Source organism: Acrocarpospora macrocephala, from assembly GCF_009687865.1.
Lineage (GTDB): Bacteria > Actinomycetota > Actinomycetes > Streptosporangiales > Streptosporangiaceae > Acrocarpospora > Acrocarpospora macrocephala.
Genome location: NZ_BLAE01000039.1, coordinates 54,059 through 75,326 on the forward strand (window position 1 = coordinate 54,059; position 21,268 = coordinate 75,326).

Genomic DNA, 21,268 nt, shown 5'->3' on the forward strand with positions numbered 1-21,268 from the left:
GGTACAGGTTAGGCATCCGTCGAATGGCAGGTCAGCGGCATCGTGGCTGTGTTTTGACGTGGTGCGGGGTCTCTTGTGCGTACTTTTTCATGGAACATTGGGGGTGGGAACGGCGATCATTTGGTGTGCTTCTGAGTAATCGTGCCGTCTTCGCCAGTTCTGACCTTGACGAGGTTCGCGGTGAGGTTGCCAAGGTGTTCTGTCCGCACCGGCTGGATCTGGCCGGGGATGCGGATCTGTTGTCGGCTCGGTTTAACTCCGTTCAGCTTGGTTCGGTTCGCGTCAGTTACCTCGACTATGGGGCTGACGTGCATATCGAACCAGGGGACCTCGATACGTTTTTCCTGGTCATGATCCCGCTTGCTGGACGTAGCTTGATCCGCGCCGGTGACAAGGAGATCGTCTCTACTCCGTTGCTGGCTGCGCTGCCCTCGCCGACCCGGTACCTCGATATGCGCTGGGCCGCTGGGTGTCCTCAGTTGGTGGTCAAGTTCGAGCGCACCTTTATTGAGCGGTCGTTGGAGCAGATGCTTGGCGAGCAGCTCAATGGTCCGGTTGTCTTCGATCTTGGCATGGATCTGACGATGGGGTGGACGCGGTCGTGGCGGGATATGGCCGATCTGCTCGTTAGGGAGGCCGAACGCGATGATGGGCTGACCGGGCATCCGCTGGCCATCGCGCATCTGGAGAATGCCCTGATTACCCTGCTGCTGACTATGCAGCCGTCCAACTATCTGGAGCGGCTGAGGGCGCCTAGGCCGGCGGCGGTGCCGAAGGTTGTGCGCCGGGCGGTGGAGTTCATTGAAGGGCACGCGCATCTTCCGCTCACTACCTCCGATATCGCTGGTGCCGTTGCGGTCAGTAGCCGGTCTCTACAGGAGGGTTTCCGGGCGCATTTTGGGCTGAGCCCGACGGCCTACCTCAGGCAGGTACGGCTGGCGCGGGTGCATGACGAGCTCAAGGCGGCCGATCCCGCTAGGGCCACGGTGACCACGGTGGCCGGCCGGTGGGGGTTTCTGCATCAGGGACGGTTTGCCGCCCTGTACCGCGAGAGGTACGGGTTGCCGCCGTCGGAGACGTTGCGTAGGGGTTCGGCGTCAGGTGGATGAGATCCGCGCTGAGCGGATAGCTCGGGCGGATGCGCCGGTCGTACCGTTCTTGTCAGGCGCCGATTGAAACCTCCACTCCTGACACCGAAGGGGCACATCACCATGCGCGAAATCCTTATCGTCGGCGCCGGTCAGGCTGGCCTCCATCTGGCCATCGGCCTGCTCCAGCAGGGCTACGACGTCACCGTGATCTCCAACCGGACCCCCGAGGCGATCCGCGATGGCCGGGTGATGTCCGGCCAGGCCATGTTCGGTACCGCGCAGGCTCATGAGCGTGAGCTCGGCCTGGACTGGTGGGCCGATGTGTGCCCGCCCATCGAGGGCATCGCGCTTACGGTTCCGAGCCCGGAGGGTGGCAAAGCACTTGACTGGGCGGCGCGGTTGGACGTTCCGGCTCGCTCGGTCGACCAGCGGCTGAAGATGCCGGCCTGGCTGGGCGAGTTCGAACGGCTGGGCGGAAAGCTGGTCCTGCACGACGCCACCCCGGAGGACCTGGAGAGCTATGCCGCCCGGTATGACCTGGTCCTCGTCGCTGCGGGGAAGGGAGAGATCGCCTCGCTCTTCGAGCGGGACCCCGCACGCTCGCCGTACACCGCTCCGCAGCGCGCGTTGGCGGTCACCTACGTCAACGGTCTCGCCCCCCGCCCCGATCACTCGGCGGTGTGCTTCAATCTGCTCCCCGGGGTGGGCGAGTACTTCGTCTTCCCCGCGCTCACGCACACCGGGCCCTGCGAGATCATGGTGTTCGAGGGTGTGCCAGGCGGTCCCATGGACTGCTGGGGCGACGTGCGCGGTCCCGCCGAGCATCTGGCGCGCAGTCGCCAGATCCTGGAAACCTTCTTTCCGTGGGAGGCCGAGCGCTGCGCCGGGATCGAGCTCACCGACGCCAACGCGGTCCTGACCGGCCGCTTCGCCCCCACGGTTCGCCGTCCTGTCGCCGTTCTGCCCTCCGGCGCACCGGTGCTCGGCGTCGCCGACGTCGTGGTGCTCAACGACCCGATCACCGGGCAGGGCAGCAACAACGCCGCCAAGTGCGCCGCCACCTACCTGCGGGCCATCGTGGAACGGGGCGCGCAGCCGTTCGACGCGGACTGGATGCGGCGGACCTTCGACCTCTTCTGGACGCAGGCCCAGCACGTCACGAACTGGACCAACGCCCTGCTGGCGCCGGCCCAACCCCACCACCTGGCGCTCCTGGGCGCCGCCGGACAACATCCGGAGATCGCCTCCCGATTCGTCAACGGCTTCGACGACCCGGCCGACTACGCCGACTGGTTCATGGACGCCGGCCGAGCCGAGGCATACCTGAGCAGGGTCGCGGCATGAGATCACTCCGTGAGGCCTTCGGGCAGTTCGCGACCGGGGTGGCGGTGATCACGACGGCGACCGACGACGGGGAGCGGGCCGGCGTGACCGTCAACTCCTTCACCTCGGTCTCGCTCGATCCGCCGCTGGTGCTCTGGTGCCTGTCGAACCGGGCGCCCAGCGCGCCGCTCTTCCTGCGGGCCGGGCGGTTCGCCGTCAACGTCCTCGCCGCCGACCAGGACCACCTGTCCAGGCGCTTCGCCACGCCCTCGACCGACAAGTTCGCCGGGGTGGAACTGCTCGGCGCTCCGCTGCCGATACTCGCCGGCACGCTGGCCAGTTTCGTCTGCCGTACGGAGCGGGTCCACGACGGCGGCGACCACCACATCTTCGTCGGGGCGGTGGAGGGCTACCAGCGGGCCGAAGGGGAGCCGCTCGTCTTCCACTCCGGCCGCTACCGGGAGTTCTGGCCCGAGCTGACCACCGCGGCGGGGGCCGCGTAGCCAGCCGACCCGTGGGCCGCTGACCTGCGCGTCTCCGCATCATTGAACCGCGTACGACCGGGAATGGAACCACCACCGGACCTGCGCCGCGCCGCAGGCGAGGCGGGAACAAGCGGGGGGAAGCGATGAAGGGGTACGACGTCGAGGGGCCGGCACTGGAACTCGGGGCGCTGGTGGGCGAGGACGGCACCGCCGATCCGGCGGAGCAGATCAGGATCGCCCTGGGCATGCTGAACCGGCACGGACTGGTGGCCGGGGCCACGGGAACGGGGAAGACCAAGACTCTCCAGCTCATGGCGGAGCAGCTTTCGGCCCAGGGCGTTCCGGTCTTCCTCGCCGACATCAAGGGCGATCTGTCGGGGCTCGCCTCTCCGGGCACGCCCTCCGAGCGCGTCACCGGGCGTGCCGCCGAGGTGGGGCAGGCGTGGCATCCCGTGGCCTGTCCCGCGGAGTTCCTCTCCCTGGGCGGTCTGGGGTCCGGCGTGCCGATACGCGCCACCATGACCGCCTTCGGGCCGACCCTGCTCGCCAAGGTCCTCGGGCTCAACGAGACGCAGGAGTCGTCGCTCGGGCTGATCTTCTACTTCGCCGACAAGAACGGACTGCCCCTGCTGGACTTCAAGGACCTGATCGCGGTCATCCGCTATCTGACCACCACTCCGGAGGCGTTGAGCGGGATCGGCGGGCTGTCGGCGGCGACGGCGGGAGTCATCCTCCGCGCCCTGACCAACTTCGAGGCGCAGGGGGTGGAGGCGTTCTTCGGCGAGCCGGAGTTCGACGTGCACGACCTGCTCCGGGTGACGCAGGACGGCCAGGGGATGGTCTCCATCCTCGAGCTGCCCGCCGTGCAGGACCGGCCGCAGCTCTTCTCCACCTTCCTGATGTGGCTGCTCGCCGATCTCTTCGAGGTGCTGCCCGAGGTGGGCGATGTCGACAAGCCGAAGCTGGTGTTCTTCTTCGACGAGGCGCATCTGCTGTTCGACGGCGCGTCCAAGGCGTTCCTGCAGTCGATCACCCAAACCGTACGGCTGATCCGGTCGAAGGGCGTGGGCGTGTTCTTCGTCACCCAGACGCCGAAGGACGTGCCGGCCGACGTGCTGGCCCAGCTCGGCGCGCGCGTGCAGCACGCCCTGCGCGCCTTCACCCCCCAGGACGCCAAGGCGCTCAAGGCCACCGTGTCGACCTTCCCCGAGTCCTCCTACGACCTGGAGCGGCTGCTCACCGAACTCGGCATCGGCGAGGCCGTGGTCACGGTCCTGTCGGAGACGGGCGCGCCGACCCCCGTGGCCTGGACGCGCCTGCGCGCCCCGCAGACGCTCATGGCGCCGTCGAGCCCCGACGTGATCCAGGGCATCATTGCCGCCTCCCCGCTGCGGCAGAAGTACGGCACGGTGGTCGACCGCCAGTCGGCCTATGAGATCCTCTCGGCGAGGCTGGCCGCACAGCAGCAGGCCGAGGCTCCCGAAGCTCCGCGCGAGGCGGAGCGCCCCAGGGAGCAGCCGAGGCAGTCCGTGCTGGAGGGAGTGCTGGAGTCCAAGGAGTTCCGCTCTATGGTGCGATCGGCGGCGTCCACCCTCGGCCGGGAGATCACCAGATCCATCTTCGGCACCGCCCGCCGCAGGCGCCGCTGAGCAGCGCACGCGGAGCGCGCTTTCCGGTTGGAAATACCTCACTACTCGATCCGTCAGCGGTCGGTGTCGTGCCCGAGGCCGCCAGGCAGCGGACGCGGTCAGCCGCGTGGTCGCACGCGATAAACCTGGCGACGTCGGTGGTCATCCCCGCGATGATGGCCGACGTGGAGGAGGTCGAGGTCGTCGTCGCCCATCACGAGCGCGCGACCTTGCGCGTCGGTGACGTGTTCTTGAAGATCGACGCTGATCAGACGCGCACCGACGTCGAGGTCGAGGCGATGGCGATGGCGATGGCGCCGATCCCGACTCCGGAGGTCCTGTGGCGGAAGCCGCCCGTGCTCGCGCTCGCCGCCCTCCCAGGGACGGCACTCGGCCGCCTCGGCGAGCCGTCGATCGCGTCGTCGGCGGCGTGGGCCGCGGCGGGTGCCGCCGCACGGATGCTGCACGACGCGCCGCTGCCGCCATGGCCCGGCCGGAGCCTCGACGAGTTGGCCTCGCACCTCGACGGCGAATGCGAGTGGCTCGTCACGAATGGCGTCCTTCCCACCGACGTGGTCACGCGCAACCGCCGGGTTGCCGAGGCTGCGCTCCGGCCGTGGACACCGGTGTTCACGCACGGCGATCTGCAGCTCACCCACGTGTTCGTCGACGTTGACGAGATCACCGGCGTGCTCGACTGGTCCGAGGCGTGCCAGGGCGATGCCCTGTTCGATCTCGCCACCTTGACGCTCGGACACGAGGAGCACCTGGGCGACGTCGTCGCCGGCTACGGCACCGACGTCGACCTCGACGTGATCCGCGCGTGGTGGTCGTTGCGAAGCCTGCTGGCGATCCGCTGGCTGGCCAAGCACGGCTTCGACCCATCCTCGCCAGGCTGCGAGATCGACGTACTGAGATCCCAGCTGTGAGGCTGCAGGCCGCCGACAAATCGGACATGCTTCCTGAGCGGCTCAGGGCCGAAGTTGACGTCGCGTCGCCCGGGTACTGAGCGGATCCGGCGCCGGACAACGTATGCGCCGTTTGCGCAGCAGATCGCTGCCACTGTGGCCGAATGGCTGCCTGGGTATGCCGAGCAGATCGACGGCGGCTCCTTCGAGGCCGGGGTGTCGGCCCTGGAGACCGACGCCCGGGCGATGGCCCACCTGATCGAGGAGAGCGAGGCGGTGGGTGTCAACGCCGAACTGCCGAAGTTGATCAGGGCGATGGCCGACCGCTCGATCGCAGCCGGACACGGTGGGGAGCAGTATCCCGTGCTGATCAAAGAATTCAGCAAACCCCGCAACGCGTGTCCCTATCTCCGATCTATGTTTCGGAGGTGCGGCGGTAGCGGCGGTGTGGAGAGCGGGGTGGGGCGGTGGCCTCGACCTTGCCGGAGGCGATGAGGGCATCCAAGGTTCGGATGGTGGCGATCTGATTGATGCCCGTCGCTTTCTGGATCTCGCGTCGGGAGAGCGCGGCGGAACCGAGAGCGTTCAGGATGGCGGCTTCTCGATCAGACGGGTCAGGAGATGTTGGACCGTCCGGCTGCCATGGCAGTTGTTCATTGGTCGGGGCCAGGACGTATCGCGCGTGTCGTCGTTCACCGATTCGTACGGCGAGACCGCGGGTCACCAGATCGGTCAGTTCAGTGGTTGCCCGGCGGGCGTCCAATCCGAAGTTGCGCATGCTCTGATTAGTGATCGCGCCTCCCTCGTGCATCTGTGCCAGTGCCATGTGCTGAGTTGCGCTGAGGCCGACGATGCCAAGGCTGTCGATCCACCGCATGTTCCCCGGGGTGAGGAGCGCGTGACGTGGAAGGACGACCTTGAATCTGTTGATGCGGTTGTGGAATTCGGGCAACGCTGAGCCCGTTATGCGGAGTTCTCTCAGCATGGTGGGGATGCCGCTGGCGCGATTCTCACAGACCGTGCGATCGCTCTCGGGCATGCGGACGTCTTGAAGGAGCTTGACGAGGACCGGATTCCGGGTCGAGGAGACTCCTTCTCCGCCGAGGTCGTCCTCGGTCACCGCGCCGAAGAGCCCGCCGGGATTCGCTACGGTGAGGCGATCCGCATAGAGAATGATCTGCACGGGTGTCCCTCGGGAATAGGGAGAGTAGTCCCGGTGGATGAGGGCGTTGACGATGACCTCGCGGAGCGCTTCCACCGGATAGTCGTACACGTCACGTCGGCCGGTGCCTTCGACGAATGACCGGACCGAGGTATTGCGCAGCACGGCGGCGACGGCCTCGTCGACGATGGAGGGGATCGGACCATCGAACGTGCGATTGTCGAGAAATCGCGGACCCTGCGGAGTCACGTCCTCGGCAGTGAGCCCTGGGTACACGACGAAAGTGGCATTCAGTTGAGGATAGAACTGCTGCGGGTAGGAGCCCAGGGCCAGCATGCCCCCCAGAGTTGGCACATGATCGGCGGTAATGACGTTGAGCCTGCGGAGGACGGTGAGATCGTCGAGGTCGGAGAACGCTCGTCGTTGCCGCTGGCGGACTCTCCTTAGGAGCGACTCGACGGCTAGGTCATCGAGATCCGCGAGGACGGCGCCGGGCACGGGATCGCGGTCGTCGTCAGGTTGGCCTCGGTTGGTGTGCAGCAGATGGATCTCGAAGTCGGTGAGCCGGCGGTCCCCATCCCCACCGCGGGTGAACGATCCGTTGTACTCACCACGAGCTTTCACGAAGCATGGTTTGAAGCGTGGGTCGAGTTCGGCCACTTCGGCGACGACGACCGTCCCGTGATCGAGCTCCACGATGTCGATCTCTGCTCGCACCGGTGGTTCTAGATCGTCCGCACACGCTGTGGCGAGGGCGTCCCTGATGCGGATGGGGTCGAATCCATCCGCCAAGCCGAAGTTGGTGCCTTCGTCTAGGCCAAGAATGATGGTGCCGCCGCGATCATTGCTGAAGGCGCTGAGCGTGTCCCTTACGCTCTTGGGGAAGCCGCCCGCGGCTGCCTTGGCCTCGACATCCGTCAGATCTGTGGATCGCGCTCGGAGAAGCGCGACCAGCGCTCGCAGAACATCGGCATCCATCTCATCCGCCCAGTGATAAAGTCTTTTGCTTAAGACTTTATCACTCGAGAGGTGCATCGTGGCTGGGTCTCCGTAGCCGCCATTGACGGTCCGGGTGTTGCCGAATAATGTTCGGTCACCTTGGGTTGGAGGGGCGCGATGGCTTCGGTTGGGGCGGCGCGGCAGGCTTGGCGGCGGTTGGAGCCCTTGCACGCGATGGTTTACTTCGTGCCGGAGGCGGTGGAGCGGTATCGGGCCCTTGGGGTGGCTGATCCGCAGGTGGGGTATTTCGCGTCGCGGGTTGCGGCGATGGGGGCTGTACCGGCCGAGGTGGTTATAGCTACATTTTTCAACTTTTGTCCGGATCTGGTGCGGCGGGGGATTCCGGGGGTGTGGGAGGTTGTCGCGCCGGGGGAGTTGGTGGAGGCGCGGCTGGAGGCGGCGGGGGCGGCGTTGCGGCGGGTCGGGTTTCATGAGTTTCCCGAGTTGGCGGAGACGGTGAGGTTGGCGAGCCGGGCGGCGGAGGAGGCGTGCGCGCATGTGCGGGGGCGGGCCTTGTTCGGGGCGCATGCGGCGTTGCCGTGGCCGGAGGATCCGTTGTCGCGGTTGTGGCACGCGCAGACGTTGCTCCGGGAGTATCGGGGGGACGGGCATATCGCGGTGCTCGTGAGTGAAGGGCTCAGCGGGCTGGAGGCGCTGATCCTCTATGCCGCCAGCACGCCCAAGATGGTGCCGCTGCTCAAGGGGACGCGTGGGTGGTCGGACGAGGACTGGGCGGCGGGGGAAGAGGATCTTCGTGCCAAGGGGCTGCTCGGGGAGGGGCTCACGCTGACGGAGCGGGGGCAGGTGTTCCGGCAGGGGATCGAGGATCGGACCGATGTGCTGGCGTTTCCGGCGTATGCCGTACTGGATGATGAGGAATGTGAGCGGCTGGCCGAGCTGGCGCGGGTGTTCGGGCGGGCCGTCGTGGGGGCGGGGCTGCTGAACATCGGGTAGCCACAAGTTGGTGCCACAAGCTGGGCTGTCCCGGAAAATGGTGGGAAAGTAGTGCGGGGCAGGAAGGTCTGCCTTGACACCGAACTTGACTGTCCAATTCCGGCAAGTTACCGGTAATCGTGCACGTCGCGCCCCGGAAACGTTGAATTTACGCCGATATATCTTGACTTGTGTACGATGTGCCCCTATCTAAGAGTGGGCAGACGACGGCTGATCACAATGGCGGCATAGATGACAACTGAATCCGAGTCGGGAAGCTCCCGCGAGGAGTACCGCGCGCTGCAGGCTGAGGCCTTCAATCGCATCGGTTCCCGCTACGACGACGCGTTTCCGCACAAGGAAGGGCAGATCGCCGCCGGTGAGTGGCTGATCAAACAGCTTCAGCCGGGGGCCCGCGTCCTGGACGTCGGCTGCGGCACGGGCGCCCCGACGGCGCAGCAGTTCGCCGAGGCGGGCTGCGAGGTGGTCGGCATCGACATCTCGCCCGTCATGCTCGACATCGCCCGCAAGAACGTCCCCGAGGGCACTTTCCTCGAACGCGACATCACCGATCTGGACGACTCGCTCGGCCGGTTCGACGCGGTGGTCGCGTTCTTCGTGCTGCTCATGCTGCCGCGCGAGGAGATCGCGCGCGCGCTCAAGAAGATCCACGACGTGCTCGCGCCGGGCGGCGTGCTCGCGCTCAGCATGGTCGAGATCGACCTCGACGACGTGCCCTTCCAGTTCCTCGGGGCCCCGGTCCGGGTGACCGGCTACCTGCGGGACGACCTGCGCGCCGTCATCGAGGAGGCCGGGTTCACGGTGGTGCTGGAGACCGACATCTCCTACGCCCCCGCCACCACCCAGGCGCCGCCGGAGATCCAGCTGTTCCTCAACTGCCGCCGCAACCAATTCTGAGCCGAGTGAAACCCGTGTCGTGGGACGGGGAAGCTCTGAGTGAGGCCATGCGGGCGATCGGGGACAGTCTCGGTCCCGAGCAGGCCACCCGGTTGTTGTGCGAGGCCGTCGTACCGCGGATGGCCGACTCCGCCGCCGTCTACCTGGACGGCGGCGCGCTGCACCGGATCGACCCGCGCGGGCGGCTGCCCGCGCGGTGGGCCGAGGACGACGACCAGATCAAACCGGCCCTGACGGCCGACGGCATGCTGGTGGTGCCCCTTCGCGCGTACGGCAAGGCGATCGGCTGCGCCGTACTCGCGCGGGAACGTGAACGGACCCCGTTCGACGACGCGGACGTGCAGGTGGCGGGGCAGCTCGGAGTGCCCGCGGCATTGACGATCTTCCATGGCCGGCTGCACCGGCAGCAGCTGGAGACGGTCGAGACGTTGCAGCGGGGGATACGCCCGGGCCGCCCGCCGGAGTTACCCGGGCTGGAGATCGCCTTCCGCTACCATCCCGCCGCCGCCCGGGTGGGGGGCGACTGGTTCGACGTGATCCCGCTGCCGGGCAGCCGGGTCGCGCTGGTGGTGGGCGACGTCATGGGCCACGGGCTGGACGCCGCCGCGATCATGGGGCAGCTGCGGACCGCCGTGCAGACGCTGGCCTCGCTCGATCTGCCCGCCGAGCAGGTGCTGCACTCGCTGGACGAGATGGCGCAGCGGCTGGCCGCGCAGACCATCACCACCTGCGTCTACTGCGTGTACGACCCGGTGCTGCGGCGCTGCACGATCGCCAGCGCCGGGCATCTCCCGCCGATCCTGGTCGCCTCGGACGGCAAGGCCGAGGTGCTCGCGCCGCCGAGTTGCGCGCCGATCGGGCTGGGGCGCACCTCCTTCGAGACGATGGAGATCGCCGCCCAGGATGACAGCATGCTGGTGCTCTACACCGACGGGCTGGTGGAGGAGCGCGGCGAGGACATCCTGGTGGGGGTGGAGCGGCTGCGCCGCCGCCTGTCGGAGGGCGAGCCGATCGAGGCGCTGGCCGACAGTCTGATCCCGGACGGGCACGGCGACGACGTCACGCTGCTGGCGATCAAGTTCAAGGGCATTCCCAGCCAGGATGTGGCGCAGTGGATGCTGGAGCCGCAGGTGACCACGCCGGGCCGGGTGCGCGGGCTGGTCAGCCGGACGCTGGAGAGCTGGGGGCTTGACCGTCTGGTGCCGTCCGCGCAGCTGCTCGCCTCCGAGCTCGTCACCAACGCGGTGCGCACCACGCCGCGGCCGATCACGGTGCGGCTGCTGCGGACCGATGTGCTGCTGTGTGAAGTGAGTGATGACGATCACCGGATGCCGGTGCTCCGCGAGCCGGGCGGGCTGGACGAGGACGGCCGGGGGCTCTACCTGGTCAGCCAGCTGGCGGCGCGGTGGGGGACCAGCCGGGTGGCGGGCGGGAAGACCGTCTGGTTTGCGCTGGCGATCTAGTCGCGGAAGCTGTCGAGGCCGCGGAGCAGCATCTCCAGGCCGAATTCGAAGCGTTTGTCGCCGTCGCCGCGCATCATCGCGTCCACGTTGCCGGTGAGGCTGGGGAATCGATCGGCGGGCAGTTGGCTCAGGTAGGTCCGCACCTGGCCGAAGAACTGGTCGGCCCAGCTGTCTAGTTCGAGGCCGCTGGCGCGTTGTTTGGCCAGGAACAGGGAGCTTTCGTAGGCGTCGGCGGTGACGTACAGGTAGAGCCGGTCGAGTCCCCAGGTGGCCACTTGGGGGGGCAGGCCGCCCGCGAGCATGATCGAGAGGAAGGCTTCGGAGACGCGGGCGGCGTTGGGGCCGACCGGGATGCTGGCGAGCGCGAGGCGGCCGACGTCGGCGTGTGAGCCGAGCACCCGGTACATGTGCCAGCAGAGCTCCTTGAGCTGGTCGCGCCAGCGGGCCGGGTCGGCGATGGGGACCTCGATCTCGCCGACCACCTCGTCGAAGATCAGCTCTAGGAGTTCCTCCTTGTTGGCCACATGGGCGTACAGGGAGGCGGGTCCGGTGCCGAGTTCCTGGGCGACGCGGCGCATGCTGAGCGCTTCGAGGCCTTCCTCGTCGAGGATGCGCAGGCCCGTACGGACGATGAGGTCCTGGCTGAGCTGCTGGCGCGCGATCTTTCTCGGGGTACGCCACGGCGGCGTCGGCACGTCCATGCGAGCACCGTATCCGTTTCGAACACCGTTCCCCTAACGAACACTGTTTGACACGAACACTGTTCGCCCTTATAACGGAACGAACAGTGTTCGTTCAACGAATGGAGTTCGTCATGTATCGATGGCGCTGGGCCGCGCTGTTCGTCATCCTCGCGGCCGAGGTCATGGACGTGCTCGACGCGCTGGTGACCACCATCGCGGCCCCGTCGATCCGGGCCGACCTGGGCGGCGGCGCGAGCCTGATGCAGTGGCTGGGCGCCGGATACGCCCTGGCCATGGCGGTCGGCCTGATCACCGGGGGCCGCCTCGGCGACTTGTACGGCCGCAGGCGCATGTTCCTCATCGGCGCGCTGGGCTTCACCGCGGCCTCGGTGTTGTGCGGCCTGGCGCAGTCGCCGGAGATGCTGGTGGGCTCGCGCGTGCTGCAGGGCTTGTTCGGCGCGGTGCTCATCCCGCAGGGCCTCGGGCTGATCAAGGAGATGTTCCCGCCCAAGGAGATGGCCACCGCGATGGGGGCGTTCGGCCCGGTCATCGCGCTGGGCTCGGTCGGCGGGCCGGTGCTGGCGGGCTGGCTGGTGGACGCCGACTTCTTCGGCACCGGCTGGCGCATGATCTTCCTGATCAACCTGCCGCTCGGCCTGGCCGCGTTCTCCGCCGCGCTGGTGTTCCTGCCGGAATCGCGTTCCGCGCACGCGTCCCGGCTTGACGTGACGGGGATGGGGTTGGTGACGGCAGCCTCGTTCCTGCTGATTTATCCGCTCATTCAGGGTCGCGAGCTGGATTGGCCGCTGTGGACGTTCGCCTCGATGGCCGCCTCGGCCCTGGTGTTCACCGTGTTCGCCCGGCATCAGCTCGGCAAGCAGCGCGCCGGGCGCGACCCGCTGGTGGTGCCCGAGCTGTTCCGCAAGCGCGCCTTCACCAGCGGGCTGGTCGCGGGGCTGCTGTTCTTCGCCGGGATGATCGGGTTCTCGCTGGTGTGGAGCGTCTACACGCAGGCCGCGCTCGGCTACACGCCGCTGCAGGCCGGTCTGGCCGCGCTGCCGATGGCGGTCGGCACGATCGTCGGCTTCGCGATCGGCGGGGCGGGGCTGGCCGCCAAACTGGGGCGTACGGCGGTGCAGCTCGGCGCCCTGGTCATGGGGGTCGGCATCGTCGTTGCCGGATTTATCGTGACTTCGGCGGGTGCGGGGATCACCGCCTGGCAGTTCGGGCCGCCGCTGTTCGCGGCCGGGATCGGGCTCGGGCTGTTCATGATGCCGTTCTTCGACATCGTGCTGGCCGGGGTTGAGGAGCATGAGACCGGTTCGGCGTCCGGCACGCTCACCGCTGTGCAACAGCTGGGCGGCGCGTTCGGGACCGCGTTACTGGGGACGGTGTTCTTCGGCCGGTTCGACGGGACCGCGAGCGCGGTTCTGATCACGGTGGGGGTGGCCGGGGCGTTGATGGCCGTGACGTTGGTGGTGGCGTTTCTTATGCCACGTAAGGCCGTACATGTGTCGTGAAGAGCGCCGTGATGAAACGGGCGAGACCGACCCTCTTACGGAAGAGCTCGGCCAGTTCGGGGGTCGGCTCCTCGCCCAGATGTTCCAGCGGAAGCGCGGTCCACAGACCGCGCGCGACCAGCGCGCCGACGTATCCAAGGCGCACGTCGGCGCCGAACGCCTCGGTGTACGCGGAGAGGATCGTGTCATGAATTGCGGGCAGATCCTCAGGTTCGGTGACGCCGTCATGGGACTGGCCGACCAGCAGCTGCCCGAGATCGAATCCGATACCGCACGGAACGCCCCAGCTCCAGTCGATCGCCACGAACTCGGCCGATCCGTCCACGGGAACCAGCAGGTTGGCGGGGCTGGCGTCACCGTGAACGCGCGTGTACGGCAGAAGGTCGACCACCCGGAGAATGTCAGGCAACAGATCCGCGATGGCCAGAATGTCCGAACGCAGGGGATCGTCGGGACCCGGAAGCAGCGGATGCCGCCAGGTGGCCGGATCAGCCAGCGCCGGAAGGAAAAGGTTGGCTATGGCCCCCCGGTGCAGCGCGTGCAGCCCGAGGTTCGCGGACGCGGTTGCCGGCCGGCTCGCCGCCAGTTCGCCGAGCAACCGGCCCGCCGTCCGGTACCGGTCCAGGTCCCACGGTTTGGTACAGGCCTCGACGTCCTCCATCCAGGCCACCAGCCGGTCATCGCCCAGATCGTCCAGCCGGTAGAGCCGAGGCATCCGCAGACCTTTCGGCAGCGGCTCGTCCGCCAGATAGGCGTCCACATCCACACGCCACGGAAAGGTCGCCACGAACTCCGCCCTAAGGTGCTCCGGCACCGTCTCCAGCCCCGCCCAGTGCTTGACGGACTGGATGGACTTCACCACGAACGACCACGAACGCCCGGTCGTGGTCGTGCCGCGCACGCGGGAGAGCCCCACGGTCGACAACATGCCGGTCGGGTGGTGGATGGGTTCGACCCGCTGCTCGGCGATGACCGCCGCCGGATCGCCCAACCTGGAACGCACGAGTTCGGTGATGTCCATGACCTGATCCTGCTGGGCGAGGCAATCGGCTCGCATGAGTAGGGTCTACTTAAATATGCTCGGCAAGTGCCCAGCTCGTGGCCCTTCGCGGGGCGATCGGCGCCGCTCGCGGCGTTAAAGTCGGCCTCGCAGGGGATTGTCGTGGCCGGTCCCGCCGGAGCGGGCAAGAGCCGCCTAGTATCCCAGGCCGTCGAAGAACTGGACGGAGTCGCCTGGGTGCGAGCCACCGCGTCGGCCGCCGAGATCCCGCTCGGCGCCTTCGCCCACCTGCTGCCGCCCACCCCGCCCGCCGGGAACCCGCTGAGCTGGGCGGCATCGGCGATCGACGCGGCCACCCTGGTCGTGGACGACGCGCACCTGCTCGACCCCGTGTCGGCCGCGCTCGTACACCGGCTGGTCCTGGACGGCCGCGTCAGGGTCCTGGCCACGATCCGCACGGGTGCGGCCGCGCCGGACGCGGTGGTCGCCCTCTGGAAGGACGACCTGGTGCCCCGGCTCGACCTGGAGCCGCTCTCCCTGGCCGAGACCGAAGACGTCTTAGCCGCCGCCCTCGGCGGCCAGATCGAGACCGCCACCCTCGCCCGGTTCTGGGAATCCAGCCAGGGCAACCCGCTCTACCTGCGCGAACTCGTGCTCTCCGGGGTGCTGCGCGACGTCGGCGGGCTCTGGCTCTGGCACGGCTCGCTGACCCTGACCAGCACCCTGCGCGAAACGATCGCGGCCCGCATCGGCGACCTGACCGCCGAGGAACGCGAGATCGTCGAACTCCTCGCCTACGGCGAACCGCTCGGCCTGGACTCCCCGGTCCTGGAACGGCTGGAGACCCGGCAGCTCATCACCGTGCAGCCGGACGGCAGGCGCCTCCAGGTCCGGCTCGCGCATCCCCTCTACGGGGAGGTCATCCGGGAGTCGTGCGGCACGCTCCGCACCCGCGCCCTGCTCCGGCGGCTGGCCGACATGATCGAGTCGACCGGCGGGCGGCGCCGCGAAGACGTGCTCCGGGTCGCCGTCTGGCGGCTCGACAGCGGCGCCCCCGGCGACCCCGCCCTGCTCGCCCGCGCCGCCGAGCAGGCCAGGGCGGTCCGCGACCTGGTCCTCGCCGAGCGGCTGGCCAGAGCCGCCATCGAAGCGGGCGGCGGAACCGCGGTGCGGCTCGGACTCGGCACCATCCTCAGCTACCAGGACCGCTACGCCGAGGCCGAAGAGGTGTTCGCCGCGGTGGAGTCCGGCCTGACCGGAGACCGCCGGGTCGACTGCGCCACCACGCGCGCGCTCAACCTGCTGTGGGGACTGGGCCGGCTGGACCAGGCGCTCCAGGTGCTGGACGCGGCCGACGACGGGCAGATCAGCGTCGACGGACGGCAGGGGCTCGGCTTCGTCGCCGGAGCCGTCACCGTGTTCGGCGGGGACCTGGACGCCGCCACCGCCCGCCTGGACGCCACCGAACGGCTCGGGCCGCTCAGCCCGCGCGGAGTGCGCGCCGGAGGCGTCACCCGGGCGGTCGTGCTGGCCTCCGCCGGCCGGGCCACGGACTGCCGGAACTGGATCGAGAACCTGATGGCCACGCTCGGACCGGACGCCGACCTCTACCCGAGCATGACCAGCTCGCTGATCGAGGCCCAGATCAGGATCGCGCTGTCGACCGGCGACCTGCCGGAGGCCCTGCGCCTCGCCGACCACGCCCGCGGCCAGGACGACTGGGTCAGGTCCAGCGCCCAGTTCGGTGCCTACCGCGCCACCGCGCTCCGGCTGGGCGGCCAGGTCAGAGCCGCCCTGGCCGCCGCCGCCGAAGCGGTCGCGCTGCTGCCCCGGAGGAGCGTCGTGGCCGGAGGCTGCCTGGGCGAGCTGGCCCACGCGCAGGCGCTGCTCGGCGACGTGGCCGCGGCCGAAGCCACCCTGGCCCGAGCGGAGGAGCAGGCCGTACCCGTCGGACCCGCCACCGACGTCCCGCTCCAGCTCGCCCGCGTCTGGACGCTCGCCGCCAGAGGCGACATCACCGGCGCGGCCGAGACCGCCCTGTCCGTCGCCGCCAGCCCCTACCCCACCTTCGCCATGATCGGCCTGCACGACCTCGTCCGCCTCGGCCACCCTTCGGCCGCCGCCCGCCTCACCGAACTCGCCGTCGAGGGCCCCCTCCACGCCCTGCTCGTACGGCATGCGACCGCCGCCACCCCCGGCGACCTGGACGAGGTCTCCCTCGGCTTCGAAACCTTCGGCATGCCCCTGCACGCGGCCGAGGCATCCGCCCAGGCGGCCCTGGCCTACCGGGACGCGGGCCTGCTCCGGCGCGCCCGGTCGGCCGAGACGCGCGCCTGGACGCTGACCCGGCGCTGCCAGGGCGCGCGTACCCTCGCCCTGCTCGACCTGGAGGTTCCCGGGCTGACCCCGCGCCAGCGCGAGGTGGCCGTGCTGGCCGCGCGTGGCCTCACCAACCGGGAGATCGCCGAACGGCTGGTGCTGTCCATCAGGACCGTGGCCAACACCCTGTACGCGGTCTACGAGCGCACCGGCGTCAACGATCGCGCCGCGCTGGCCGAATTGCTGGACGCGCGCCGGGAGTAACGCCGGGAATACGGTTTGCCGTCGCTTGAGTGACGAGCCCGGCGTGCTCCCTCAGGGCGTCGTCGTACGGGAAGAGCACCATTCCTATGGAGGCGACCCATGAGAGCACGACCGTACGTCCTCGTTCTCGCGATCTCCGCTCTGCTGCTGCTTGCCGCGTGCGGGGGCAGCAGCGATTCCCCGTCGCCCAATCCCGTGCAGCGGCCGCAGGATCCGCTGGCCGGTGCCGCCCAGGAGCAGCCCGCGCAGCGGGACACGCTCGGGCAGCAGGTGTCCACGTTCGCGCTCGATGTGGATACGGCTTCGTATGGGTATGCCCGCCGTACGATCCTGGAAGGGCGGTTACCGGAGCCTGGGCAGGTTCGGGTGGAGGAGTTCGTCAACGCGTTCGCGCAGGACTATCCGCAGCCCGCGGACAACGGCTTCGCCGTACACGCCGACGGGGCGCGGCTGCCCGGCGAGCAGGCGCTGATCCGGTTCGGGCTGCAGACCCGCGCGACCGACAGCAGCGCGCGGCGGCCCGCCAACCTCACCTTCGTCGTCGACGTCTCCGGCTCGATGGCCGAGCCTGGGCGGCTCGACCTGGTCCGCGACTCCCTGCACACCCTTGTCGACCAGCTCATGCCCGGCGACCAGGTCGCGATCGTGCCGTTCAGCGACAGCGCCCGCATGCTCATCCCGATGACCCCCGTCTCGGCGAGCTCCGGCCTGCACGCCGCCATCGACCAGCTCGTCGTCGAGGGCTCGACCAACCTGGAAGACGGCCTGATCACCGGCTACCAGGAGGCCTCCCGCGCGTTCCGCTCCGTCGCCACCAACCGGGTCATCCTGCTCTCCGACGGCCTCGCCAACACCGGCTCCACCTCCTGGCAGACCATCCTGGACCGGGTCGCGGAACACGCCGCCAAGCAGATCACCCTGCTCTCCGTCGGCGTCGGCCGCGAGTACGGCGACGACCTGATGGAACAGCTGGCCGACAACGGCGACGGCGCCGCCATCTACGTCAGCTCCCTCGACCAGGCCCGCAAGGCCTTCGTCGAACAACTCCCCGCCACCCTCGACCTGCGCGCCCGCGACGCCAAAGCCCAGGTCGTCTTCAACCCCGGCGTCGTCGAGTCCTACCAGCTGCTCGGCTACGAGAACCGCTCCCTGGCCCCCGAGGAGTTCCGCGACGACTCCCGCGACGGCGGCGAGATAGGCCCCGGCCACTCCGTCACCGCGCTCTACCGTGTGCACCTGCGCCCCGACGCCACCGGCCAGCTCGCCACCGCCACCGTCCGCTGGCAGGACCCCGACACCCGCCGCCCCGCCGAAACCACCCGCTCCATCGAAACCTCCGCCCTAGCCGCCGACCTCTGGACCGCCACCTCCCCCCGCTTCCAGATCGACGTCCTCGCCGCCTCCTTCGCCGAATACCTCCGCACCCGCGAGCCCTTCCCCGGCGTCACCCTCGACGACCTCACCTCCCGCCCCACCCGCCTGGCCACCACCACAGAAGACCCCGCCGTCACCGAACTCGCCGACCTGATCACCCGCACGCGCGCCCTCGGTTAACGGTTACAACCTCCTGTCCGATGTCCTATACACTTACGTGGTCCGCAACGGGAAACCGCTCCGGACCACGCAAGGGGCTATAGCGCAGCTGGTAGCGCACCTCCATGGCATGGAGGGGGTCTGGGGTTCGAATCCCCATAGCTCCACTCGGAGACGGAGGCCTGTGGTCGCGAGCTTTGCTCGCTCCCGCAGGTCTCCTCGTCGTTACACGGGGGGACGACCCCCCGAGCCCCCCGGTGTGGGGGGCACAGCCCCTCACGCCCCCTGAGGTTGCTAGCGCGGTTGCCGTGGTTGAGTAAGCGGTCATTAGGTCTACGCGAGTCCAAGCCCTTGTCCGGAAATTCGGATGGGGGTTTGCCGTTTTTCAGGCAGACGTCTTTGTGGGCGTTTGATGGGATCAGTTGGTGTGGAGCAGTAGGGCTAACGTGATCGGCCTTGCGCTCTGTGGGGAGCGCAAGGCCGGTCACGAGGGGCTTTCATGGGCAGGTTGCGGCCAAGGTGCTGATTACGTCGTCGATGTCGTAGAAGACGTTGCGGCCGCGTCGGTCGCGGCGCCATTGGTGGACCTTGGCGAGCCAGTAGACGGTGCCGGAGGGGAGGTTCCAGTTGGCCGCCACGTCTTCGGCGGTCAGTCCGGGAGTCGTCACGGGGGCGTCCTGCCGTAGGTGTTGGCGTAGCGTGTGCCACTGGTTCGGTGACCAGGTGTGGTCCTGATCGGCGTCACATACGATCAACAAGGGTGTGGCGGGGTCTCGCTCGCGGATCAGGCCGGTGAGCGCGCCGGTGCAGGTTCGCTCGACACAGCAGCCGAGCTGGATCCGGCGGGCGGGCTTGGAGCGGGCCCGGCGGGCCGCGGCCACCAGTGCGCCCAGTTCGTCGGTCAGGTCGCGTGCGGTGGTGTGGGCGGCGAGCCAGTTCAGGTGGCGGCCGAGGAACGCGGAGAGTGCGGGCACTGTCCTGAGCGGCACCTCGACGGAGAGTTCGTCGACGACCAGTTCGGCCCATGCGGCCAGGACGGCGCTGATTTGGGTCCGTGTTTCGACGGCACGCTCGTTGAGCTGGATTCCGCCGCCGCTCGGACCTCGTTTCGGTTCCGTGACGCCGCGGGTGTTCCCGTTGCCGGTGAGGTTGTTCTCAAGCTCGGCATGGAGATCGGGCAGCGTTGCCAGCTGGCTGGCGAGCCGGTCTCGACACCCCCGGCACAGGACCAGACTCGGGACTGCCAGTCTGGGCGTCTCATCGCGCCGGCACCATGATGAGACGCATAACCGCGTGGTGGTCTCGCCTCGTGGACGAGACCATTCCGCGTCGTGTCCGGCCGCTTTGTGGGCGGCCGGTCGTGAATTGGTTCGCAGGCCGGTGACGGACGAATAGCTGGATCTCATGACCGATTCCTTCGAGGCTGAATGGCTGCGTCAGGGCGAGCGTCAGACGATTACTGCCAGCCCATTGAGTCGGTCGAATCGGTAGTCGAACTGGGGCTCGGGGCGTCGTCGGCCAGCTGGACAGAAGCCGACTGGGAGGTATTGGCTGCTACTGCCGAGAATCCGAGAATGGCGAAGGCGACGAATGCGGTGGTGCTCAGAATATTCGCGGTGCGGGTCATGACAGACTCCTGGTCTGTATGAAGAGCGCGAACTCTAGGAGCCTCCACGTGGAGAGCCAGGTTCCGAGATTCTCAGTTGCCCTTACCGGCCGCTTATTCGGTCCGGTGATTCATACTGTGTACGCCGCCAGGCTGAATGTCTCCGATTCTTGGTGTCGTGAGTATGCAATGGCGTGTACCAGACAGGGGCCTGAAACAGCCATCCCGGGCACGCGGGGCATAGGTGCAGGTCAGGACGGCAATCCGCGCCCGGGGGGAGCGATGGCGTGAAGTCGCCATTCACGACAGAGGTGTTGACGTGACAAAATGTCCCGGGGTTATGCCGGATGCGAGGGGGCGACATGGCTGATCCGCTCGGCCTCGACGACATCGCGGCACGCGTCTACCGCACGATGCTCACGCTTCCTCAGGTAACGGTCGACGAACTCTCCGATCAGCTCGATCTGGAGAACAAGCAGGTGGAGGTGGCACTCGACCGGCTCACCGAGCTCTCGCTGGTCCGGCCGTCCTATGAGGAGGACGGGAGCCTGCGGCCCATCAGCCCGGAAGTGGGCTTCGAGGAGTTTCTCGCCAAGCAGCAGGAGGCGTTGAACTCTCAGCAGCAGCGGCTGGACGAGTCCCGGGTCGCCGTCGCCAAGCTCATCGCCGAGAGCGCCCACCACCGTCGCCACCACGACGCCGATGTGGAACGGCTCGAGGGCATCGACGCCATCCGCGATCGGCTGGCCGAGTTCACCCGAGGGGTGGAGCACGAGGTGTCGGCCCTGGCTCCGGATGGACCGCAAACCGAGGCGAACATCGAGGCCGCCCGTCCGCTCGACGAGGAGCTGCTCGCTCGCGGCGTCCACCTGCGCACGCTGTACCTCGATAGCATCCGGAACCACCCGGTGACCGCGACATACGCGCAATGGCTCGTTGACCAGGGAGGATTGGTGAGAACCGCCCCCTCGCTGCCGGTCCGCATGATTCTCGTCGACCGGATAGCCGCCATCGTTCCGATCGACGAGGAGAACAGCGGACAGGCCGCCATCGTGCTGCACAACTCAGGCGTGCTCGCCGCCCTGTGCGCGCTCTTCGATCACACCTGGCGGGAGGCGACCCCGCTCGGCGGGTCCGACGTCCAGGACAACGAGGGCCTGTCCAAGCAGGAGCGCGAGGTCCTGCGCCTGCTCGCCCTCGGGCTGACCGATCAGGCGGTGGCCAAACGGCTCGGCGTCTCCGTGCGGACCAGCAGCCGCATCACCGCCCTGCTGATGGAGCGGCTGGACGCCCGAAGCCGCTTCCAGGCGGGGGTTCGGGCCAGCGAACTCGGCTGGCTGAAAGAGCTGGACCGCCAGTAAGTCCATTTCGGCGGGGGTTGACAAACAGCTCATTCGCCAAGAAGATAACTATCAGTTTGGTGAACTGTCTCC

At 68.3% G+C, this 21,268-nt stretch carries 18 protein-coding genes and 1 tRNA gene; 14 read left to right on the top strand and 5 right to left on the bottom strand.

Annotated elements, in window-relative coordinates; translation table 11 throughout:
• Nucleotides 1-125 precede the first annotated feature (125 nt).
• The 6 genes from Amac_RS31660 (at nt 126) to Amac_RS58110 (ending at nt 5,930) form a co-directional block, all read left to right on the top strand.
• On the top strand, nt 126-1,109 hold the full coding sequence (locus Amac_RS31660) for an AraC family transcriptional regulator (protein ID WP_246268848.1): 984 nt from the start codon (nt 126-128) through the stop codon (nt 1,107-1,109).
• 102 nt (nt 1,110-1,211) lie between these two features.
• Nucleotides 1,212-2,435: a styrene monooxygenase/indole monooxygenase family protein gene (locus Amac_RS31665; protein ID WP_155358080.1), complete on the top strand. Its 1,224-nt coding sequence runs from the start codon at nt 1,212-1,214 to the stop codon at nt 2,433-2,435.
• Nucleotides 2,432-2,917, top strand: coding sequence for a flavin reductase family protein (locus Amac_RS31670; protein ID WP_155358081.1), 486 nt, complete (start codon nt 2,432-2,434; stop codon nt 2,915-2,917). The genes Amac_RS31665 and Amac_RS31670 overlap by 4 nt, the downstream gene beginning before the upstream one ends.
• Nucleotides 2,918-3,042: 125 nt before the next feature.
• Complete coding sequence (locus Amac_RS31675) at nt 3,043-4,548, top strand: helicase HerA-like domain-containing protein (protein ID WP_155358082.1); 1,506 nt, start codon at nt 3,043-3,045, stop codon at nt 4,546-4,548.
• Between the two features lie 152 nt (nt 4,549-4,700).
• Complete coding sequence (locus tag Amac_RS31680) at nt 4,701-5,456, top strand: phosphotransferase family protein (RefSeq protein WP_246268849.1); 756 nt, start codon at nt 4,701-4,703, stop codon at nt 5,454-5,456.
• A gap of 54 nt (nt 5,457-5,510) precedes the next feature.
• Nucleotides 5,511-5,930, top strand: coding sequence for an imine reductase family protein (locus tag Amac_RS58110; RefSeq protein ID WP_344448703.1), 420 nt, complete (start codon nt 5,511-5,513; stop codon nt 5,928-5,930).
• On the opposite strand, the gene Amac_RS31685 is transcribed toward Amac_RS58110, so the two are convergent.
• Nucleotides 5,851-7,632 (bottom strand): ATP-binding protein, encoded by a 1,782-nt coding sequence (locus Amac_RS31685; protein WP_155358083.1) that lies wholly within the window; start codon nt 7,630-7,632, stop codon nt 5,851-5,853. The two genes, Amac_RS58110 and Amac_RS31685, sit on opposite strands and share 80 nt — an antisense overlap.
• Before the next feature lie 81 nt (nt 7,633-7,713).
• Between Amac_RS31685 and Amac_RS31690 the strand changes: the two genes are divergently transcribed.
• From Amac_RS31690 to Amac_RS31700, 3 genes are all read left to right on the top strand, one after another.
• A complete protein-coding gene (locus Amac_RS31690; protein ID WP_155358084.1) occupies nt 7,714-8,550 on the top strand; it encodes an SCO6745 family protein in 837 nt (278 codons plus the stop codon).
• Nucleotides 8,551-8,781: 231 nt separating this feature from the next.
• Nucleotides 8,782-9,447, top strand: a complete 666-nt coding sequence (locus tag Amac_RS31695) for a class I SAM-dependent methyltransferase (protein WP_155358085.1) — start codon at nt 8,782-8,784, stop codon at nt 9,445-9,447.
• Between the two features lie 5 nt (nt 9,448-9,452).
• Nucleotides 9,453-10,910: an ATP-binding SpoIIE family protein phosphatase gene (locus Amac_RS31700; RefSeq protein ID WP_155358086.1), complete on the top strand. Its 1,458-nt coding sequence runs from the start codon at nt 9,453-9,455 to the stop codon at nt 10,908-10,910.
• Here the strand turns inward: Amac_RS31700 and Amac_RS31705 are convergent.
• Complete coding sequence (locus tag Amac_RS31705) at nt 10,907-11,611, bottom strand: TetR/AcrR family transcriptional regulator (RefSeq protein ID WP_155358087.1); 705 nt, start codon at nt 11,609-11,611, stop codon at nt 10,907-10,909. The two genes, Amac_RS31700 and Amac_RS31705, sit on opposite strands and share 4 nt — an antisense overlap.
• A 113-nt stretch (nt 11,612-11,724) precedes the next feature.
• Here Amac_RS31705 and Amac_RS31710 point away from each other — a divergent pair, with 113 nt between their 5' ends.
• Nucleotides 11,725-13,113 carry a DHA2 family efflux MFS transporter permease subunit gene (locus tag Amac_RS31710; protein WP_246268850.1) on the top strand — a complete coding sequence of 463 codons (1,389 nt, stop codon included), beginning with the start codon at nt 11,725-11,727 and terminating at the stop codon, nt 13,111-13,113.
• Here Amac_RS31710 and Amac_RS31715 read toward each other — a convergent pair.
• Nucleotides 13,082-14,170 (bottom strand): aminoglycoside phosphotransferase/kinase family protein, encoded by a 1,089-nt coding sequence (locus tag Amac_RS31715; protein ID WP_155358088.1) that lies wholly within the window; start codon nt 14,168-14,170, stop codon nt 13,082-13,084. The two genes, Amac_RS31710 and Amac_RS31715, sit on opposite strands and share 32 nt — an antisense overlap.
• Nucleotides 14,171-14,200: 30 nt before the next feature.
• On the opposite strand from Amac_RS31715, the gene Amac_RS31720 reads away from it, so the two are divergent.
• From Amac_RS31720 to Amac_RS31730, 3 genes are all read left to right on the top strand, one after another.
• On the top strand, nt 14,201-16,696 hold the full coding sequence (locus tag Amac_RS31720; protein ID WP_155358089.1) for a helix-turn-helix transcriptional regulator: 2,496 nt from the start codon (nt 14,201-14,203) through the stop codon (nt 16,694-16,696).
• A 99-nt stretch (nt 16,697-16,795) separates the two neighbouring features.
• Nucleotides 16,796-18,250, top strand: coding sequence for a vWA domain-containing protein (locus Amac_RS31725; RefSeq protein WP_155358090.1), 1,455 nt, complete (start codon nt 16,796-16,798; stop codon nt 18,248-18,250).
• Between the two features lie 73 nt (nt 18,251-18,323).
• Nucleotides 18,324-18,396, top strand: a tRNA-Ala gene (locus Amac_RS31730).
• A gap of 330 nt (nt 18,397-18,726) precedes the next feature.
• On the opposite strand, the gene Amac_RS31735 is transcribed toward Amac_RS31730, so the two are convergent.
• Both Amac_RS31735 and Amac_RS31740 read right to left on the bottom strand, forming a co-directional pair.
• Complete coding sequence (locus Amac_RS31735; RefSeq protein WP_155358091.1) at nt 18,727-19,635, bottom strand: hypothetical protein; 909 nt, start codon at nt 19,633-19,635, stop codon at nt 18,727-18,729.
• Nucleotides 19,636-19,685: 50 nt separating this feature from the next.
• A complete protein-coding gene (locus tag Amac_RS31740; protein WP_155358092.1) occupies nt 19,686-19,856 on the bottom strand; it encodes a hypothetical protein in 171 nt (56 codons plus the stop codon).
• Between the two features lie 341 nt (nt 19,857-20,197).
• On the opposite strand from Amac_RS31740, the gene Amac_RS31745 reads away from it, so the two are divergent.
• On the top strand, nt 20,198-21,196 hold the full coding sequence (locus Amac_RS31745) for a LuxR C-terminal-related transcriptional regulator (RefSeq protein ID WP_155358093.1): 999 nt from the start codon (nt 20,198-20,200) through the stop codon (nt 21,194-21,196).
• The last annotated feature ends 72 nt before the right edge of the window (nt 21,197-21,268 follow it).

Excerpts from the sequence above, each read along its gene's own strand:
- Amac_RS31665 (WP_155358080.1), top strand. The coding sequence starts at position 1,212 with ATGCGCGAAATCCTTATCGTCGGCGCCGGTCAGGCTGGCCTCCATCTG.
- Amac_RS31670 (WP_155358081.1), top strand. The coding sequence starts at position 2,432 with ATGAGATCACTCCGTGAGGCCTTCGGGCAGTTCGCGACCGGGGTGGCG.
- Amac_RS31675 (WP_155358082.1), top strand. The coding sequence starts at position 3,043 with ATGAAGGGGTACGACGTCGAGGGGCCGGCACTGGAACTCGGGGCGCTG.
- Amac_RS31680 (WP_246268849.1), top strand. The coding sequence starts at position 4,701 with ATGATGGCCGACGTGGAGGAGGTCGAGGTCGTCGTCGCCCATCACGAG.
- Amac_RS31685 (WP_155358083.1), bottom strand. The coding sequence starts at position 7,632 with ATGCACCTCTCGAGTGATAAAGTCTTAAGCAAAAGACTTTATCACTGG.
- Amac_RS31690 (WP_155358084.1), top strand. The coding sequence starts at position 7,714 with ATGGCTTCGGTTGGGGCGGCGCGGCAGGCTTGGCGGCGGTTGGAGCCC.
- Amac_RS31695 (WP_155358085.1), top strand. The coding sequence starts at position 8,782 with ATGACAACTGAATCCGAGTCGGGAAGCTCCCGCGAGGAGTACCGCGCG.
- Amac_RS31705 (WP_155358087.1), bottom strand. The coding sequence starts at position 11,611 with ATGGACGTGCCGACGCCGCCGTGGCGTACCCCGAGAAAGATCGCGCGC.
- Amac_RS31710 (WP_246268850.1), top strand. The coding sequence starts at position 11,725 with ATGTATCGATGGCGCTGGGCCGCGCTGTTCGTCATCCTCGCGGCCGAG.
- Amac_RS31715 (WP_155358088.1), bottom strand. The coding sequence starts at position 14,170 with ATGCGAGCCGATTGCCTCGCCCAGCAGGATCAGGTCATGGACATCACC.
- Amac_RS31725 (WP_155358090.1), top strand. The coding sequence starts at position 16,796 with ATGAGAGCACGACCGTACGTCCTCGTTCTCGCGATCTCCGCTCTGCTG.
- Amac_RS31735 (WP_155358091.1), bottom strand. The coding sequence starts at position 19,635 with ATGAGATCCAGCTATTCGTCCGTCACCGGCCTGCGAACCAATTCACGA.
- Amac_RS31740 (WP_155358092.1), bottom strand. The coding sequence starts at position 19,856 with ATGACCCGCACCGCGAATATTCTGAGCACCACCGCATTCGTCGCCTTC.
- Amac_RS31745 (WP_155358093.1), top strand. The coding sequence starts at position 20,198 with ATGGCTGATCCGCTCGGCCTCGACGACATCGCGGCACGCGTCTACCGC.